The sequence below is a fragment of the Daejeonella lutea genome (genome assembly GCF_900168015.1).
Lineage (GTDB): Bacteria > Bacteroidota > Bacteroidia > Sphingobacteriales > Sphingobacteriaceae > Daejeonella > Daejeonella lutea.
The window spans coordinates 793928-811962 of the sequence record NZ_FUYR01000002.1 but is presented as its reverse complement, the minus strand read 5'-3'; the positions used below and the strand labels follow the sequence as shown (position 1 = coordinate 811962).

The 18035-nt window shown below is 42.2% G+C and carries 15 protein-coding genes; 2 read left to right on the top strand and 13 right to left on the bottom strand.

All coding sequences use genetic code 11. The features are described from left to right. On the bottom strand, nucleotides 1-2571 hold the full coding sequence (locus B5X60_RS12715) for an ABC transporter permease (RefSeq protein WP_221406244.1): 2571 nt from the start codon (nucleotides 2569-2571) through the stop codon (nucleotides 1-3). Further along, nucleotides 2558-3277: an ABC transporter ATP-binding protein gene (locus tag B5X60_RS12710; RefSeq protein WP_079703060.1), complete on the bottom strand. Its 720-nt coding sequence runs from the start codon at nucleotides 3275-3277 to the stop codon at nucleotides 2558-2560. Before B5X60_RS12710 ends, B5X60_RS12715 begins: the two co-directional genes overlap by 14 nt. A 196-nt stretch (nucleotides 3278-3473) precedes the next feature. Here B5X60_RS12710 and B5X60_RS12705 point away from each other — a divergent pair, with 196 nt between their 5' ends. Continuing rightward, nucleotides 3474-4145: an arylesterase gene (locus tag B5X60_RS12705; RefSeq protein WP_079703059.1), complete on the top strand. Its 672-nt coding sequence runs from the start codon at nucleotides 3474-3476 to the stop codon at nucleotides 4143-4145. A gap of 118 nt (nucleotides 4146-4263) precedes the next feature. Here B5X60_RS12705 and B5X60_RS12700 read toward each other — a convergent pair whose 3' ends face one another. The 7 genes from B5X60_RS12700 to B5X60_RS12670 form a co-directional block, all read right to left on the bottom strand. After that, nucleotides 4264-6711 (bottom strand): TonB-dependent receptor domain-containing protein, encoded by a 2448-nt coding sequence (locus B5X60_RS12700; RefSeq protein WP_079703058.1) that lies wholly within the window; start codon nucleotides 6709-6711, stop codon nucleotides 4264-4266. Between the two features lie 178 nt (nucleotides 6712-6889). Continuing rightward, nucleotides 6890-8218, bottom strand: coding sequence for a sensor histidine kinase (locus B5X60_RS12695; protein WP_079703057.1), 1329 nt, complete (start codon nucleotides 8216-8218; stop codon nucleotides 6890-6892). Beyond that, a complete protein-coding gene (locus B5X60_RS12690) occupies nucleotides 8218-8895 on the bottom strand; it encodes a response regulator transcription factor (protein WP_079703056.1) in 678 nt (225 codons plus the stop codon). Before B5X60_RS12690 ends, B5X60_RS12695 begins: the two co-directional genes overlap by 1 nt. Nucleotides 8896-8897: 2 nt before the next feature. Next, nucleotides 8898-9749, bottom strand: coding sequence for a hypothetical protein (locus B5X60_RS12685; RefSeq protein WP_079703055.1), 852 nt, complete (start codon nucleotides 9747-9749; stop codon nucleotides 8898-8900). A 20-nt stretch (nucleotides 9750-9769) separates the two neighbouring features. Further along, nucleotides 9770-10132, bottom strand: a complete 363-nt coding sequence (locus tag B5X60_RS12680) for a hypothetical protein (protein WP_079703054.1) — start codon at nucleotides 10130-10132, stop codon at nucleotides 9770-9772. Between the two features lie 327 nt (nucleotides 10133-10459). After that, nucleotides 10460-11392: a YihY/virulence factor BrkB family protein gene (locus tag B5X60_RS12675; protein WP_139377466.1), complete on the bottom strand. Its 933-nt coding sequence runs from the start codon at nucleotides 11390-11392 to the stop codon at nucleotides 10460-10462. A gap of 76 nt (nucleotides 11393-11468) precedes the next feature. Then, nucleotides 11469-12500 carry a glycerophosphodiester phosphodiesterase gene (locus tag B5X60_RS12670; RefSeq protein WP_170878447.1) on the bottom strand — a complete coding sequence of 344 codons (1032 nt, stop codon included), beginning with the start codon at nucleotides 12498-12500 and terminating at the stop codon, nucleotides 11469-11471. 118 nt (nucleotides 12501-12618) lie between these two features. Here B5X60_RS12670 and B5X60_RS12665 point away from each other — a divergent pair, with 118 nt between their 5' ends. Next, nucleotides 12619-13221: an LEA type 2 family protein gene (locus B5X60_RS12665; protein ID WP_079703052.1), complete on the top strand. Its 603-nt coding sequence runs from the start codon at nucleotides 12619-12621 to the stop codon at nucleotides 13219-13221. A gap of 110 nt (nucleotides 13222-13331) precedes the next feature. Here the strand turns inward: B5X60_RS12665 and B5X60_RS12660 are convergent, their stop codons facing one another. The 4 genes from B5X60_RS12660 to aspS form a co-directional block, all read right to left on the bottom strand. Further along, nucleotides 13332-14294, bottom strand: coding sequence for a helix-turn-helix transcriptional regulator (locus tag B5X60_RS12660; RefSeq protein WP_079703051.1), 963 nt, complete (start codon nucleotides 14292-14294; stop codon nucleotides 13332-13334). Nucleotides 14295-14349: 55 nt separating this feature from the next. Next, on the bottom strand, nucleotides 14350-15084 hold the full coding sequence (locus B5X60_RS12655) for a copper homeostasis protein CutC (protein WP_079703050.1): 735 nt from the start codon (nucleotides 15082-15084) through the stop codon (nucleotides 14350-14352). Further along, a complete protein-coding gene (locus B5X60_RS12650) occupies nucleotides 15084-16106 on the bottom strand; it encodes a N(4)-(beta-N-acetylglucosaminyl)-L-asparaginase (RefSeq protein ID WP_079703049.1) in 1023 nt (340 codons plus the stop codon). Before B5X60_RS12650 ends, B5X60_RS12655 begins: the two co-directional genes overlap by 1 nt. A 138-nt stretch (nucleotides 16107-16244) precedes the next feature. Further along, on the bottom strand, nucleotides 16245-17990 hold the full coding sequence (gene aspS / locus B5X60_RS12645) for an aspartate--tRNA ligase (protein WP_079703048.1): 1746 nt from the start codon (nucleotides 17988-17990) through the stop codon (nucleotides 16245-16247). Between the last annotated feature and the right edge of the window lie 45 nt (nucleotides 17991-18035).

The following is an 18035-nucleotide window of genomic DNA, read 5'->3' as shown; positions in this document are numbered from 1 at the left end:
TTAGACCTCACTCCTCAGAACTTCCAGTGGTGGCTTATTTAATATACCCCGACTATTAAACAATCCAATCAGAACTGTTAAACCAGAGATTATAGTAAACAATACCAGAACTGGCAGAATTTCTGGTGAGAAGTTCGTTTCAAAGCTAAATTTAGCAAGTCCCCAACTCGCGAGCAGTGATAAAATAATTCCTGCACCCGCTGCCAGAGCACCTAGGAAGAAATATTCCAAAGCCGTTATCACAAGAATCTGTCTGCGGCTGGCCCCCAGAGTTCTTAAAAGCACGCTTTCACGGATGCGCTGGTATTTGCTTATCAATACAGAAGCAATCAAGACTATTAATCCCGTAATTATACTGAATGCTGCCATAAAGCGAATAACAAAGCCCATTTTGGTGAGGATCTCATCAAGCACACTGAGCACAAGGCCAAGGTCTATCATGGAAATATTTGGGTAATTTTTTACTACTACACGCTGAAAATTCGCTGATATCTCGTTTGAAGGAACACGTGTCAGTAATACATGAAATTGGGGTGCTTCTTCTAATACCCCCTTAGGAAATATCAATAAGAAATTGGTTTGAATACGATTCCAGTCCACTTTACGAATGCTCCCGACAACCGTCTCAAGTGGTGCACCCTGAACGTTGAATGTTAACTTGTCACCGATTTTAACATCAATACGTTTGGCGAAACCCTCTTCCAGTGAAACAGATACGGCATTTGATCCCGAATAATTACCTGACCATTTCCCATCTATTATTTTTTCAGAATCACTAAGGCTATCGCGGTAGGTCACTCTATACTCACGTTCAAGAGCTCTTTGTGCACTCCATGCAGTAGTGTCTTTTTTGAAGCTGGAGGCATCCCGTCCTTTTATCGCCGTCATCCTCATGTTCACAATTGGCACTTCCTGGATAATTGGCAGATTCATCCTTTTGGTAAGATCGGAAACAGCTTGTCTTTGTTCACTCTGAATGTCGAATAAAACCATATTAGGTTGATTCTTACTTGACGACATGGTCACACGATTGATCAGGATATCCTGGACAAAGAATAAGGTGCATATAAACGCTGTTCCAAGACCTATTGAAACCACAAGAATTAGAGTCTGATTATTAGGACGGAATAAATTAGCGAATCCCTGGCGCCAAAGATAACTCCAGGAGGACGGAAAGAATTTCCTGGCCAGCCACATCATGGCGTAAGCCAAAGCAGAAAGTACAATAAAAGCAAACAACACGCCCCCGGTAAAATAAATGGTCTTTCTGATCGAGCCCATTTGCAAATAAGTGAAAGCAAACACGAACAGGACAATTATTGCATACACAAGCCATTTCACGGGATCCTTAAATAAGGAAGTTTCCTGAAAAGAAAGGCGGAGGGTGTTGAGAGGTGATATATTTCTTACCGAAACTAACGGCAGCAACGCAAACAAAACAGAGATGACTAAACCAAGCAGTAAACCTTGAGCTATGGCTGCCCATGAAATTGCCACAGTAATTTCCACTGGCAGGAAGTCCTTAAGAACCAGTGGCAAGAATTGCTGAATCAGGGTTCCCAAAACTGCACCTATCAAAGAACCAACCATCCCAATGCCAACGATTTGTATGAGATATATAATGAATGCTTGTTTTGAACTAGCCCCCAAACAGCGCAAAACCGCGATGGTATTTATCTTTTCTTTAATGTATATATGAATCGCGCTGGCAACCCCTATACATCCTAACAATAGAGCAACAAAACCGACAAGTGCAAGAAATTCCGTCATGTCTTCGAAGGAGCGCCCCGTATCTTCTTTCCGGGATTCTACCGTCTCCGCATCCATTTCAGCTTTTTCAAGCCGGGGTTCCAGCTTATCAGCTAAAACATCAACATTTACATTATCATCAAATCTATAATAGAAGTTGTAGTTGATCCTACTGCCTTTTTGAGACAAACCAGTTTGTTCCAGGTATCGCAAAGGGATGTAAACTACCGGGGCCACTGACGCCGAAAAACCAGTTTGACCAGGCGCTTTGTTCAGTATCCCGGCTATTTTGAACGTGAGTTCCCCAACCTTGACAGAGTCGCCTACATTTGAATCAAATTGCAGCATCAGTGTCTTATCTACAAGGGCCTCCTTCGCATCGCGGAAAGATCGACCCGCACTGGATGGGGTTGTTTCGATACTACCATAATACGGATATCCCCCTTTTAAAGCCCGCACGTTTACTAACCTTGTTCCCTGATTTTTTGGGAAAAATACCATGGATGCAAATGTTCTTTCTTCGGAACGCTCTGTACCCAACGTCATAAGCACCGGAAGAATGTCCTTCTTAACTGGCTTGTTGGTCTCGATGACCATATCTGCTCCAAGTAAGCCCTTGGCCTGAGTGTCAATATCCTGACGGAGGTTATATTCGAATGAATAAATTGCCACAAGCGCAGCAATGCCAAGAATTATTGATGATATAAAAAGAAAAAGGCGGGAACGACTTCTCCTGCTGTCTCTCCAAGCCATTAATACCAACCAACTAAAATTCAACGGCGACCTGGATATACCGGATTGTGCATTTTTATCTACCGGCATAATTGATTTTATCAGGTGTTTCGGTGGTAGTTAGTTCGTCGGAAATTAGTGATCCTCCCTTAACCCGTAATATTCGCTGAGTTTTAGCTGCTAGCTCGAGGTCATGCGTTACTAAAACCAGGGTGGTACCAGCTTCCTTGTTCAGGTCGAAGATCAGCTTTACCACTTTTTCGCTTGTCTCCGCATCAAGATTGCCGGTAGGTTCGTCAGCAAAAAGTATTTTCGGGGAGTTTGAAAAAGCCCTCGCAAGCGATACACGCTGTTGTTCCCCTCCTGAAAGCTGGCTGGGATAATGATGGCCCCTGTCGGCCAGACCCACCTTGTCTAGGAGGTCCGCCGCACGCGAACGGATATTCTTTTCTCCCCTCAGCTCCAAAGGAACCATTACGTTTTCAATAGCAGTCAAGGTTGGGAGCAATTGGAAATTCTGAAATATGAAACCCACATGCTGATTTCTCACCTGCGCACGCTGATCCTCACTTAAATTATTAAGCTTTATATGATTAAGTTCTACCATACCTGAACTTGATCGGTCCAGACCAGCACAAAGGCCAAGCAGTGTAGTCTTTCCGCTTCCTGATGGGCCTACAATTGACATCGTGGAACCCGATTCGAGTTCGAAGCTTATATCATTTAGGACGGTAAGTGTATTGCCGCCACTTTGATATGTTTTTGTGAGATTTTGAATGTTTAAGATAATATCCACGCGTAATTGCCTAATGTTATTTTATTTGAGTGCCTTTGCAAAATAAAGAATTTGAAAGTAGTGAGAGTGTGCGTATTGTAAAAATACTGCCCATGTTTGATCATATTTTCCGGAAGATGTTACACGCAGGGACTGTTCGGGAATAAGCATAATCTATAAAGCATAAATTGTAATTTTGCGTTCTATAAAAATAATTATGCACAAAAACATCTTCTGCCTGGCAATCTCACTATTTATTTTAACTTCTTGTGGTGGGAATTCGAACGATAAAACTGAAACTATCAAGAACGATAGTCAGAGCACATCACACAATGCTCAAACGAAGAACATCCTTTTTTTTGGAAACTCTCTGACCGCGGGTCTTGGTGTAGAGCCTGAGGAAGCATTTCCCGCCCTTATTGGTGATAAAATTGATTCTTTAAACCTCCCCTATAAAGTTACCAATGCTGGTTTAAGTGGTGAAACTACCGCTGCTGGAAAGGCGCGAATTAACTGGATCCTTAAACAAAAAGTTGATGTTTTTGTCCTGGAACTTGGTGCGAATGATGGGCTCCGAGGTATCCCTGTTTCCGAAACGGAAAAAAACCTCCAGGCTATTGTCGACCAGGTAAAAATTAAATATCCGGATGCAAAACTAGTCATGACTGGCATGCAGGTTCCACCAAATATGGGCTCGAAGTATGCGACGGATTTCAGTATCATCTTCAAAAAGATTGCTGATAAAAACAATATGGCCCTGGTGCCCTTTCTGTTGGAAAATGTGGGTGGTGTGTCTAAACTGAATCAGGGTGACGGTATACATCCCACACCTGAGGGGCACAAGATTTTAGCTGAGAATGTTTGGGCCGTTCTAAAAGATGTACTTTAATTATCGCCTCTCGGTACGCATGATAATCCTATATATCTATGAAATCATTAAAGACGATACAAAAAGAAAGGCCCCGTTCTAACCCCGGGACCTTCCAACCAATCAACTAAACTAAAATTTAATTTTTAATACGGCTCTGTTCTGCTTCCAGGCCTGTCGAGCGCCGGCGTTCAGGTTTTATTTCACTTTTACCGAATCGGTAAGTAAAAGTTACCCTCCCTATACGGGTTTCATTCTTCTGTACCAGGTTGTAATTGAGGCCCTCGTAAGCACTTGAGATCTTTTGCTCTCTAGTATCGAATATATCACTCAGCGCCAGCTTGATATTAGCCTTTTTCTTCATAAAAGACTTACTTAGTCCCAGATCCAATCCGTATTGAGAACTGATTTTCAAAGTACCGTATTCCAGCGGCGAAGTATAATCACCGTTAAGTTCTCCCGTTATGGATGGACTGATTATGAATTTATGTTGTGAATTTAACTGCAGAACAACCCTTCCGGAATTGAGCTCCTGTCCTCTAAGATTTGGTGAGCGGAAACCCATATAGAATACCGAGGTGTTATTACTCGTGCTCCACCATTTACTAAGCGATATCGGCGCATTTAAGTTCATGCTGTAATTGATCTGCTTGTCCAGATTCTCATTAGTTTGGAACAAAGCCTTCTTAGCCGTATCAGGAAGCAAAACCTGAGTTATAACGTCTCTGGTCAGGCTGTAATTAAATGTAAGGCTGTATGTTTTCTTGTAGTTGTAACTTAATTCGAAATTGTTCGTGTACTGAGGATTTAGGAAGGGGTTACCTTGATTATAAGTATACTGATCAAGGAAGAACATAAACGGATTAAGAGCATCGTAACTAGGGCGGTCGATTCTCCGGCTATAGGAAACTCCTAAATCGTGATTTTTTGAAAGCGTTTGATTTATGAAAACGCTGGGAAAAATATCTATGTAACTACGCTTTACCTCTTTTGCCGTGGTGATGGAATTACCATTAGAGTTCGTTTGTTCAGCTCTCAAACCTAACTGGACACTTGTAGATTTATATTGTTTGTTAAGGTTTAGATACCCTGCATTAACGTTTTCATCATAAATAAACTGGTTGCTTCTTCCCGGATCATTTTGCCAGGTATTATTAAGAAGCCTTTCGAATTGGAAATCATTGTCCGTTTTCACCCAGCTGCTTTTCAAACCCGCTTCCATCTTCATAGTTTTACTGAATGGCATTGAATAATCCAGTTTTACTGCCTTGATGTTAATGATCGAAGGGGTATTATTCTGTATAAAAGAAGGTGCTGTTACCGACCCGTTGGCATTGTAAAAATGATTGTCGTACAGAGTATTTTCATTGCCTTTATATCTTGAATAATCGAGGTCAATAGACAACTCTTTTCCAGCGGTATCAAGGATTGTTTTGTAATTGGCGTTATAAGCCATGCTTCTATACCTGCTGCTTGCATCATTTATAGCGATAACCGAGGAATCCGTTTGAGTAAATGAACGCCCTATCAGCGTGGTGTTATTATACAGTTCCGATCCGGAATTTAAATAGCCATTAACAAGGAAACCAAGGGTATTCTTTTTATCGATGAAAATGTCAAGTCCTGCTTTGAAGTTGTTGTTGTCATTATCTCGGATGAAACTACCGGTCTGACCAAAGTATGTTGTCACATTTGAACCCGACACAATCCGGTCGATGATCATATTCTGACCCTGCTCGCGGGTTGAGTAGTTATAGTTTCCGAACAAATTTATATTCTTATTGCGATGGTTTAGCGATAAGCCCCCATTTCCACGATAATTGTCACCCATTCCTGCTCCCGCAGTTAAGGTACCATTAGTCCCCACGGTATTGCTCTTTTTGGTTTTGATGTTAATTATACCTGAATTACCTGCCGCGTCGTATTTAGCCGATGGGTTAGTTATTAATTCAATAGTTTCGATCTGCGAGCTCGGCATATTGCGAAGCATATTTGCCACATCCGCGCTGCTCATGTAAGTCTGCTTACCGTCAAGCATAACCAAAACGCCTTGTTTACCCTGCATGGCTATATTGTCATTTTGATCCAGAGTAACGCCAGGAGCTCTTTGTAATACTTCGAGGGCGGTCGAGCCCGTTGCAACACTGCTGCTTTCGACATTCACTACAAGACGGTCAATTTTTCGTTCAATAAATGGCTTAACAGCTCGGACAGTTACCTCTCCCAGCATTTTATTATCCCGCATAACGGAAATTTCACCCAGATCTTTGGCAGGACTTGCTTCAGTTATTGTAAAGTCCTTGGTTTTTAGCTTTCGGTATCCCACCATGCTGACGCTAACATTATAATTTCCCGCAGAAAGATTTTCAAACAAGAAGCTTCCGTCAAGGCCGCTAACGGCAGTTCTAACGAGCGCCGAATCCGATGCGTTTAGCAGGCTGATTGTGGCGAAATCGAGAGGCTTTTTTGTTTCATCCAGAACCCTGCCTTTTATTTTTGCTGCGCTTATTCGGGTCTGTGCACTAACTGTCAGAACAGAGAAAATGGTTAGAAAAATGAATGTTATCGTAAAGTACTTGTGTTTCATAATGACATCTTAAAAATAAACTCGATGAGCATTTAGCTCGTTTTTAAAAGCAAACTCCGAAGGAATTCCCTTTTTCGATCTATTGTTAAGACGACAGCAAAATAAATTGGTTACAGTAAGGTGAGGAATTTAAGACCAACGCCGCATTTAAGACGACGAACAAGTGGAGTTCCCAGACCTATTGGACGAGTTCACATGGGAAGTTGATAACAAACTCAGTCCCATTATTCACCTCGGAGCTAAGGCTGATAGTTATTGCGTGATAATCGGCAATGCTTTTAACTATTGAAAGGCCGAGGCCGTAGCCACCAGCTTCCTCAGATTTGTTAGCTTTTTTGAATCGATTGAAAATCGTGCCTATATCCTCGTCAGGAATCCCGATACCCGTGTCACTGATCGTTATGGCACACCCACCATCGGCCATCATCTTGTCCGAAATGCGGATAGTACCATTTTGCTTGTTATAGCGGATAGCGTTATTAATAAGATTGTACATCAACTGAAATATAAGATCCCGGTTTATGGCTTTTAGAACAATGTTCTTTGAGATATCAACTTCCATTGTTATTTCTTTATCGTTAAGCCGGTGACTAATCTCCTCCTGAATATCGTCAAAGAGCTCATACATGGAGATAGATTCGTTTTTGCTAAACTGGTCGTTCTCAATCCTCGAAATAAGCAAGAGCGAATGGACAATACGCTTAAGGCGGTTCAAGGTTCTCTGCATTCCTATCAGACGTTCCTGAACCATTTCGCCTACCTCAGGCTCGCCCATCAGATTCTCGATCTTATTCTGAAGAATTCCGATAGGCGTCATAAGCTCATGTGACGCGTTTGCGGTAAACTCACGCTCTTTTTCAAAAGCTTCGTGAATCTGTTGCATCAGGTTAATGAGTGAAGTGTCGAGATAACTAAAATCGGTTGTTGTCGTTCTTATCGGGACGGAGTTTTCATTGAAAGGAAATTTCCGATTACTGATCTTTGTGCGGATGATTTTACCTAATGGGCGCAGGAGAAAACGAGTATAGAAAAGGTCGATGATAAGGGTGAAAAGAATTAGTCCAAGAAGAACGTAGGTTGCAATCTTTTGCAAGGGCCGGTTATACTGATCAATAGTCGCAATCGTTTTGCCTACTTCCATTAAATACTTTTTTTCACCTGCAAGAAAAGCATGGGTTAGAACGCGATAATTTAAGGTATCGCTTTCTATGATCCGTTCAGCCGTGAAAATAGTATCAGACTCATCAACCATTTCAGTCGGTTCCAATGAAATATATTCTTCTGCAAGCATGGTATAGCTACCATAACTCTCTTTGCCTTGTAAATAAGTATTGACACCATTTTTAGTAACAACCTCCAGTACCTTTTGCTTTTGCTGGAGAAGATATGAATCAGTGTAGTCACGGGCTATTCCACCTATGAGGTACGGCAGAGTAAATACAAAAAGCAATACGACAGCAAGCTTCGATAGTGTAACGAATAAAGTTAGCTTGCTTATAAGTTTCACTAATGCTTTCTTATTTTATAACCCACACCCCTAACGGTCTCCAGCCATTCGACCGGGCCATAAGCGCTAAGCTTTTTACGGATGTTTTTTATATGAACATCAATATAGTTAGAATCGTAATCATCATCTGCAAAAGATCCCCAAATATGTTCGCTCAATTGCATGCGAGTTAAGACCCGATTTTTGTGAAGGAGAAGGTAGCTAAGAAGGTCAAATTCTTTTCTGGTAAGTTCCACTTCGCGCTGGGAATGGCTAACAATTCTCTTTTGAAGATCAATGGCAAACTCTCCTAAGGTGATTTCCTGGGTATTAAGATTAAATTTTCTCCTGGAGATGGCTTGCATTCTGGATTGAAGTTCTAATAGAGAGAACGGCTTCGGCAGATAGTCATCAGCACCCAGGTCAAGGCCAATAATACGATCCTCGATGTTTCCCCTGGCTGTAAGAATAATATAGGCCGCATCGGGATTAAGTTTCTTTGCTTCCTGCAGGACTTTCAAACCATCCAGATCAGGTAATCCCAGATCCAGAAGAATGAAATCATAAGGATTCATTCCAAGCATTTCTAGGCCTTTACGGGCATTATGTGCCAGATCACAGATATAAAAAGCTTTCTTTAGGAATGCCTCGATCTCATATGCGAGGGTTTTTTCGTCTTCTATCAGCAGTACTTTCACAATCAGAATTGATAATATAAACTCAAATTAAAAAATGAGCGCGGCTTTCTGTTGGTTGCGGAAATATTTCTTCCCAGGAACGAAAGCTGATATCCTGCTTCCATTAAATAGTGACTTCGGTTATATCCTAAAAGGAGAGTACCGCTATAAGAAAGCATATCAAAAGTACTTGCAGAACGTGTCAGGGTAGTATATTCAGGAAATCTTGGACCACCTTGCATTGGTCCCTGGTTATCTCGCCTGACGATGTACTCTTCCAGGTACTGAACAGTACCACTCGCGATTTCAAAACCTGGCTCAAACGAAATATAATCTTTATCACTTAAAATACTGCCAAGATTAAACGATTTAGAGTTGTTCAAGGTTAAAAAAACATCGTTCGAAGTCCCAAACGCATAATAGGTACTCAAAGCAGATTTTAAAAAGTTCCAGTCGTAAATCACAGACGCACTCAAAGTATTTTCGTTTGTGGCCTGCAATAAGGGTGAGTTTTTTGCAAAGAAAGATCTGGTGTAACCAAAGGAACCAGTTAAGCTCTTTGCAAGTTCTGCCTCATAGCCAGCCGATAAGTCAACTTCTGCAAGCATAGGCTGACCATAAGTTAAGAGACGATACCCGCTGGCAGAAAAGTAAATTCCATTTGCAAGCCTGTATGAACCGTTGGTGAGTAAGTAAGGAAGTCTTTCTTCGGCGGTTTGTCCGTAATAATTAGCGTTATTCCCATAAATGGCGGCAACAGTCAATGATGGGCTTCTCACTGCGGAAGTAGTACTCCGCAAAGTTGTATCCTGTGCAAAGAGAGACGTGCCAATAAATAACGCAAAAAGTGATAGAAAAGTAAGTTTCACTTTCATGGAAGGCTCAAATGAGAATGCTAAAAACGATGACCCCCGTACCCTTTTTTAGGTGCTTTCATCGGCGGTCTTCTGATCCCACGATCAGGAACTGGTTGTGGTTTTAACTTAGGAATGGATCTCGGTACTTGCTTTATAGAACGCCTTTGAGCCTCTTTCAGCCTTTCGTCCTGCACATCCTGAGGCGGTTTTTCGGGCTGCTCCTGCCGCTTTCCTTCGGGTCTTTTTCTTGCAGTGGAATCCTGGAACATCGGCAATATCACTTCGGCCAACTCACGTCTTAACGGTTTATCCATATCACCATTTGCTGCCGTTAACGTTAACGGCATTATCGCAGCAAAAAGAGCAACGAAAGCGATATGACAAAAATTTAAACGACTCATCCCTTACAAAAATAAAGAAAGTTTGCCTCAAAATGAGGCAAACAATCATTATGGTATTTCAGATTATTATATATGATAGAAGCATTTAGAATATTAAGTTCCACGGAACCGGTTCTTATCGCGAACATTAACCTTCTAACGCTGGATTTCCTATCTCAAAAAGCCAAATAACTGATCTCGATTAATTATATATACGAGATTATGATATAAAGGTCGAGTGCAAACATGAAGGAAAAATGAATTTTCAGAATTATTTTCAATCGTTAGTGATCGACCCAGCTTAAAGGAAGGTCGTGCCTGAAGGCGAAACTAGGGAGTGAGTTGGTGCTAAAGTTTTATCTCGAGCGTTTCCACCTTAAATGCTTGCTTAACTGGCCGGATCGGCCTATCATACACTTCACTCAAAACCCTCACGAAACACCCGCCGTAATAAAATATGAGCGCGGAATAAAAGACAAATAACATGATCAGTACCATCGAGCCTGAAGCACCGTACAACATGCTGATATTGCTGTTTATTAATAAAAACCCCAGGATCCATTTACCAATTGTAAATAATATTGCCGTGAAAAATCCACTAACAAGCGCAATTTTCCATTTTGGACGTCCAACGGTAAGAAAACGGAAAAGGCAGGCAAACCAGATGCTTACAAAAATTACAAACACCAGTTCATTAAGAACTCTGTTTAAAAATAATCCTCCGGTGCCCCAAAGTTCATCAATATAATTGCCAAGAACAGCCTGCCAACCTTCCAGGAATAACCCAGCAAAAAAGAGAATGCCAGCGAGAAAAATGATAATTAAAGACCTGAGACGGTATTTTAAACGAAATATAAACCCTGAATGCGGCCTAATGCGAATATCCCAAATCTGTCCCAATGAATTCTTTATAACATCAAACAGCGTGGTGGCTACAAACATCAAAAAAATAAATCCAAGAACCGTTACATACCATGCATGGCTCAAGCCACTTACTGCATCGAGTGTGACTTCAACCTGCTGCGCGCTTTTAGTTCCCAAAATATGCGCGAGACGCTCAATAAGTTCGGAGCTAAGCTCATTAGGGTCGACAAAAATCCGAAAGAACTGGGTAAAAATTATAAGTATTGGAGGAAGTGCGAAAGTCGTGAAAAAAGCTGTAGCGGCAGCCATGCGCAAAGGGTCATTCGCCTTTAAAATGCTCAAAGAGCGTCGCATAAGCGAAGCGAATACCCGAAGTTGCTGGAATAGGTTGTGCTCTTTTTTTGACCTTTTTTTCAAGCTTCAAAGGTACGAATTCTTGGGGGAGCATCATATCGATGACGCCATTATGGTAAGTGTATGATCCAGATTCAAACTACCTGGCAACCAGCTTAAGCAACAACTCAGGTTCATTTGTGGTTATAAAGTCTATTTTTTTGTCGAGAAACCACTTCATCATGCCTTCGTCGTTCACGGTCCAGGCGTTTATGGTAAGGCCTTTTTGTTTGGCCTCCTCAATCCAGTTTTCATTCTTTTGAAATACACTAAAATGGTAATCAAAACCCCAAAGCTTATCTGAAGCTAATACCGCCGGCGCTTTATCCCCATTCAGATAAGCAACCCTCGCATAAGGGTCCTGGCGCTGTACTTCAAGACAGATGTTATAATCAAAGCTGATGTAATCGATCCATGCCTGAGCTTTTAGCTCTTTGACCATGGCAACTACTTTTTGAGCCAGCTGTAAAGCCCTGGTTTTGTTTGTAGTTGGTTTGATTTCAAGGACCAGCTTAGTTGTATTCTGATTAAGTCCCGCTTTAAGAAAGGCTTCAAGTGTGGGCATGTTTTCTCCACTTGATAATTTCAAGTTTCCCAGCTGGGCAGCCGTGGTATTTGCAATAGTAAGGCCCTGTATCGTCGGATCGTGATTTATTACCAGAACCGAATCGACCGACATATGAACATCGAATTCAGATCCCTGCGTGCCAAGCCTGATGGCATGCTGGAGGGAAGCAATTGAGTTTTCAGCAGCACCAGTGTTTTTAAATGCCCCCCGGTGAGCAATTACCTTATTTCTGTTAAACTGATCCTGAACAACTCTAAATGTTTCAGTTACTTTTGACGACGGTGTTTTCGCCTGAATTGTTAGGTCGTACCATTTAACTTCTTGATTAATATGTTTTTCTACGATCGACAATCTGTTATCACGTATCATGAACCTTTTTGCATTCTTTCCTTTAAGCCTAAATACAGCATTCTCCCCTGAGTTGATGTGAACATCACCAATCTCAGTCTTGCCCGGCGAAAAAGTATGGTTACTTAAAAAGATGGACATTTTATGCTGACTGAACGATGGGACCGATAGAACTGAAAGACTAATTAATATAAGAATGACGTTTAAGGATTTCATTGGAAGCTTTTTTTGATTCTTGATTTAGGAAAGCAATTTAGCTAATGTCCAAGAACAAATTACTATGAACAATCAGGCAAATGAATAAGTTTGGCACGAATTCAGCAATATATAAACCATGAAAAGATTATCAATCGTTATCCTGCTTGCAGTTTTAGCAGCAGGCTGCGGATTAAATAAACAAGCAAGGCAAATAGAGGCTCTGGAAAAATGTACTTATGAGATCAGTTCAGCTGACAGCATTTACCTTGCGGGCAGGGATATCAGTCGCCTGGTAAAAAATAAAACTCTGGAACTACGAAATGTGCCGGAACTGGCTCTCGCCCTATTCCGCAAAAACATACCCTTGAAAGCTCGGGTCAATCTGGCAATTACTAATCCAACCTCTACCGAAGCTGCAATAAACCAGTTCGAGTATATTGTGCTCATTAAAAATCAGGAAATCGCCAATGGTTTTGTTAATCAAAAAGTAAGTATTCAGCCGGGGGGCACAACAACAGTTCCTGTACGTGTAAATTCAAATATCTATTCTTTTCTTTCAAACGGAAAAACTATGGAAGAAATCCTGGATTTTGTAAGAGGTGGAGAAAGTGGTGCCGCTGAACGAAAAGGCGTGGTTACCATTAAGATAAAACCAACCATTGATGTTGGGGGCAAACTGGTAAGATACCCTGGGTATATAACTATCGATAAAGAAGTTAGCAGTAAAATACTTTTTTAACGCCAAGTATCAGGAATTAGGATAGGTAGACCTCTCAACTCACAATCTCATTTTGGATTAAAGTATCAATCGCTTTGTCGAAGTTTTGTTTCTGCCTTCTTAGTTCCTGATTATTTCTCCATCCTTTCCGAAACCACCTTTATCAACTTACGTACTTCGTCTTTTAATGCCTCCGGCTGTATGACCTCCGCATGATCGCCGAACATCATAAACCATCGGGCGAATCCATGCAGTGATGAGCATAAGAAACTCATCGCTATCCCATCGTTTTCGTCTGTTTCAGATATAAAACCCTGATGATATTTCTGATTTTCAAGCCAGTAGGCCTTATCTTTATTTACCCTTATGATAACGAGAGGCAGGCTTTGATTTTCCGGGCTTTCGACATCATACCGCGCCAGATATTCTTTCAAAGTCTGATGCTCTTTAGAGAAATCGATTTGAGTCAGCTCCATTGAATATATGCGGTCGAATCTAAAGTCGCGGTAATCGTTTCTCATCCGGCAAAATGCAATGAGATGCCAGCTATTTTCGGAATAAAATACGCCCAAAGGTTCTACAAAACGCTGTGTTTTTTGTTGATTATATCGCGCATGGTATTTTATCTGCAACACCTTTCTTTGATCAATGCTCTTCAACACGGGTTGCATCAGATTGAGATCTGGCTGAATTCCAGCTTCACCAGGACGCCTGAACACCTCAATGTGATCGCCAATATTCTGCAGTAGTTCCCTCTTATCTTCATCTAGTACCGCTTTAATCTTATACATTGCGGAACTGTAATTTACCGCGTTGGGGCCGTCGGTCAATTGGGCGACAAGTTTCTCCGCAGTTAGAAAGGCAAGGGCCTCCTCCGGACTAAACATGACGGGTGGAAGGCGATAGCCATCAACTAAGGAATAACCCATTCCAGCTTCTCCGATCAAAGGAATGCCCGCTTGTTCAAGGGTTCGTATATCCCTGTAAACAGTTCGCAAGCTAATTTCAAATCTATCTGCGATGTCTTGCGCTTTTACAACCTTCCGTGATTGCAGATGGATAAGAATGGCGGAGATGCGGTCTATGCGGTTCATCACCGCTAAGATATAAATAGCTAGGTAATTGTGCTGATGTGGGTAGGTTTGATCTTCATCTCAGTGGATCAGCTGCGTCGAGGATTGCACGCATTTTAGCTACTATTGAAACATCTGTTTCATAAGGATATTGTGTATCAAGGTTTTTCGGTGGAGTTTTATTTTCCAGATCAATTTTTTTCTTTGCCGTACTATGGAATTCAAAAGCACCCGTCATGTCTGCCATCGTCAGCAAATTGTGATGGGTTATTCCTGAACCCGGCATTATACTGATTCTGCTCCCTGCTTGTTTTACCAGACGCCCTAATTCTGGGATAGCTCCTTCGGCCTGATCCGCTCCGCCTGACGTGAGAACCCGATGGAAGCCCATATCAATAATGGACTCCAGTCCGTTTTCCCGATCAATGCAGCGATCAAATGCCCTATGAAAAGTCAACTGCATTGATCCCGAAATTGCTGCAAGTTCGGCACATCGCTCACTATCTATAGTCCCATCCTGACGAAGGATACCAAATACCACTCCTTCACATCCAAGTAATGAGCAAGTTAGAATATCTTCCTTCATCACGTCAAATTCAGCATCAGAATACACGAAATCCCCACCCCGCGGCCGGATGATTGGAAAAAATGGAATGTCGAGCAGTGAGATACAGGTTTTGATCATACCGTATGATGGCGTAGTTCCGCCTTCATATAAATTATCACAAAGCTCTACGCGATCAGCACCTCCCTGTTGGGCATTCAATGCCGATAAAAGAGAACCTGCACAGATCTCCAGCGTGTATTTCATCAGTAATAACTCTTTCCTTTAATCAATAAAGATTGGTCTTTTTTATCGCAGACAGCAAAACTAAAGCCTTTCTGAATGGCATAAGCGCCGTATTTTCCTTGTTTGTTGATCGCCAAAAATCCCACCTGAATCTCCTTTGCGATTTCCGGCTTCTTTTTGATGATGCGCATCACCGCTTCTTTGCAAGCGTCCTCAGGTGAATAACCCTGACGCATAAGCTCCACGACCAGGAAACTTCCTACATTCCTGATCACTTCTTCGCCAACTCCGGTTGATGTCGCTCCACCGATCTCGTTATCAACATATAGTCCCGCACCAATAATCGGTGAATCGCCTACACGCCCACTCATTTTGAAAGCCATTCCGCTGGTTGTGCAGGCGCCGGAAAGGTTTCCTTTCGCGTCTATCGCAAGCATACCAATAGTGTCATGGTTGAACTTATTGCCCGGCAGCTTGTCGGGACGAAATGATTTATTCTCTACATTAATCTCTGGCTTATATTCTGACTTCTTAAGCCACTCCTTCCATGCCTTTTCAGACTTAGGCGTTAGGAGATTCTCTTCCTTAAAGCCCTGTTGCCGGGCAAATTTCAAAGCTCCTTCACCCACGAGCATCACATGCGGAGTTTTTTCCATAACCAAACGCGCTACAGATATTGGATGGACGATGTTCTCCAAAGCAGCTACGCTGCCACAATTCCCAAATTCATCCATTATACAGGCGTCAAGGGTGACTTTGCCATCCCGGTCAGGGAAACCACCCTTCCCAACGCTTTGATTATTCAGGTCTGCCTCAGGCACGTGAACCCCCTTCTCAACAGCGTCGAGCGCTCGCCCGTTATTTTTAAGCACATCCCAAGCAGCTGCATTTGCTGCAACACCAAAATCCCAGGTTGAGATTACGATGGGATTATCCAGGACTGCCTTAAAAGGGGAATTAGGAGTTCCGGCAAAAGAATTGCCTGCCAGCATTGAAGCGCCAGCAAGGGAACTTGCCTTGAGAAATTTACGACGATCTACCATGATTTAAAGTTAGGAAAATAGTATCAGGAGCCAAGTATCAGGAATCAAGATCGATTCCCACTTATTCATTGACGCCCTCTCTAAATCTACGATGCGCCTTGTGGAAATCTTGATACTTGATACTTGAAACTTGATTCTCTAGACTGTCGTGCTAATCTTCAATTCTTTCAACTGCTCCTCTGCAATTGTCGAAGGTGAATCGATCATCACATCACGGCCCGAATTATTTTTAGGGAAAGCTATAACATCGCGAATGGAATCCAATCCGGCGAAAATGGAAACGAGACGATCGAAACCAAAAGCAATACCACCATGCGGAGGGGCGCCATATTCGAAAGCATCCAGAAGAAATCCAAATTGTTTCTGGGCTTCGTCCACGCTAAAACCAAGGTGCTTAAACATCAAAGATTGAAGTGCACGGTCATGGATCCGGATTGAACCTCCGCCAATTTCAGTACCATTGATGACCATGTCATATGCGTTAGCCCTGACCTCTCCAGGATTGGTGTCAAGCATGGCTATATCTTCAGGTTTCGGCGAAGTAAATGGATGGTGCATTGCGTGGTAACGCTGAGTGTCTTCATCCCATTCTAAAAGAGGGAAATCAAGGACCCAAAGGGGCGCGAACACATTTTTATCTCTCAGGCCTAAACGGTTACCCATTTCCAGGCGCAGCTCGCTCAATTGCTTGCGAACTTTATCTTTCACGCCAGCCATGATGAGCATAAGATCGCCAGGCTTCGAATCAAACATCTGCGACCATTTGTTAAGCTCACCTTCGTTGTAGAACTTATCAACAGAAGATTTCAGGCTTCCGTCACTATTGTGGCGGAGGTAAATTAATCCGGTAGCACCAATTTGAGGACGTTTGATAAAGTCCGTAAGTTCATCCAGCTGCTTTCTTGTGTATTCTGCGCAGTTCTTAGCATTAATCCCAATGACCAATTCTGCATTGTCGAACACTGGGAAATCTTTCCCTTTAACGATGTCGTTAAGCTCAACAAATTGCATTTCAAACCGTGTATCTGGTTTGTCAGATCCGTAAAGCCGCATTGCATCCGAATACTGCATGCGCGGAACGTCAATCAGATCAACATCCTTAACGTTCTTAAATAATGTGCGGATCAGCCCTTCAAATACATTCAGAATATCTTCCTGTTCAATGAAGGCCATTTCGCAATCAATTTGGGTGAATTCCGGCTGACGGTCGGCACGCAAATCTTCATCCCTGAAACACTTAACGATCTGGAAATAACGGTCAAAACCAGATACCATCAAAAGCTGCTTAAAAGTTTGAGGAGACTGCGGCAGAGCGTAAAACTCACCTGGATTCATCCGGCTTGGGACCACAAAATCACGTGCTCCTTCAGGTGTAGATTTAATAAGAACTGGCGTCTCAACCTCAATAAAGTCGAGCCCGTCAAGATATTTTCTGACTTCTTGAGCCATTTTATGTCTCAATACCAGATTATTTCTAACTGGATTACGACGGAGATCAAGATATCTGTATTTGGCTCTCAGGTCTTCGCCACCATCCGTTTCATCCTCAATTAGGAACGGAGGCAGCTTAGCACTATTCAAAAGCTCCATTGTTGATACCTTAATCTCAACCTCACCGGTTGGCATTTTAAGATTTTTATTGGAGCGCTCGATAACTTTACCGGTGACTTTTATTACAAATTCGCGTCCCAGATCCCTTGCCTGTGCTCGCAGCTCTGCATTATCATCAGAATTAAACGTTAACTGCGTTATACCGTACCGATCACGCATATCAACAAAGGTCATTCCCCCGAGATCCCGGGATTTCTGCACCCAGCCGGTAAGCGTAACTTCTTTATTTAAATCGTTGATGGTTAGTTCTCCGCAAGTATGTGTTCTGAGCATAAAATTCGTTAAAGTGCCAAAAGTACGTTTTTTGAAAAACTTGGG

Coding starts and splice junctions, on each gene's coding strand:
- aspS (WP_079703048.1), bottom strand. CDS start 17,990: ATGCTCAGAACACATACTTGCGGAGAACTAACCATCAACGATTTAAAT.
- B5X60_RS12685 (WP_079703055.1), bottom strand. CDS start 9,749: ATGAAAGTGAAACTTACTTTTCTATCACTTTTTGCGTTATTTATTGGC.
- B5X60_RS12670 (WP_170878447.1), bottom strand. CDS start 12,500: ATGAAATCCTTAAACGTCATTCTTATATTAATTAGTCTTTCAGTTCTA.
- B5X60_RS12665 (WP_079703052.1), top strand. CDS start 12,619: ATGAAAAGATTATCAATCGTTATCCTGCTTGCAGTTTTAGCAGCAGGC.
- B5X60_RS12700 (WP_079703058.1), bottom strand. CDS start 6,711: ATGAAACACAAGTACTTTACGATAACATTCATTTTTCTAACCATTTTC.
- B5X60_RS12705 (WP_079703059.1), top strand. CDS start 3,474: ATGCACAAAAACATCTTCTGCCTGGCAATCTCACTATTTATTTTAACT.
- B5X60_RS12650 (WP_079703049.1), bottom strand. CDS start 16,106: ATGGTAGATCGTCGTAAATTTCTCAAGGCAAGTTCCCTTGCTGGCGCT.
- B5X60_RS12680 (WP_079703054.1), bottom strand. CDS start 10,132: ATGAGTCGTTTAAATTTTTGTCATATCGCTTTCGTTGCTCTTTTTGCT.
- B5X60_RS12655 (WP_079703050.1), bottom strand. CDS start 15,084: ATGAAATACACGCTGGAGATCTGTGCAGGTTCTCTTTTATCGGCATTG.
- B5X60_RS12715 (WP_221406244.1), bottom strand. CDS start 2,571: ATGCCGGTAGATAAAAATGCACAATCCGGTATATCCAGGTCGCCGTTG.
- B5X60_RS12660 (WP_079703051.1), bottom strand. CDS start 14,294: ATGAACCGCATAGACCGCATCTCCGCCATTCTTATCCATCTGCAATCA.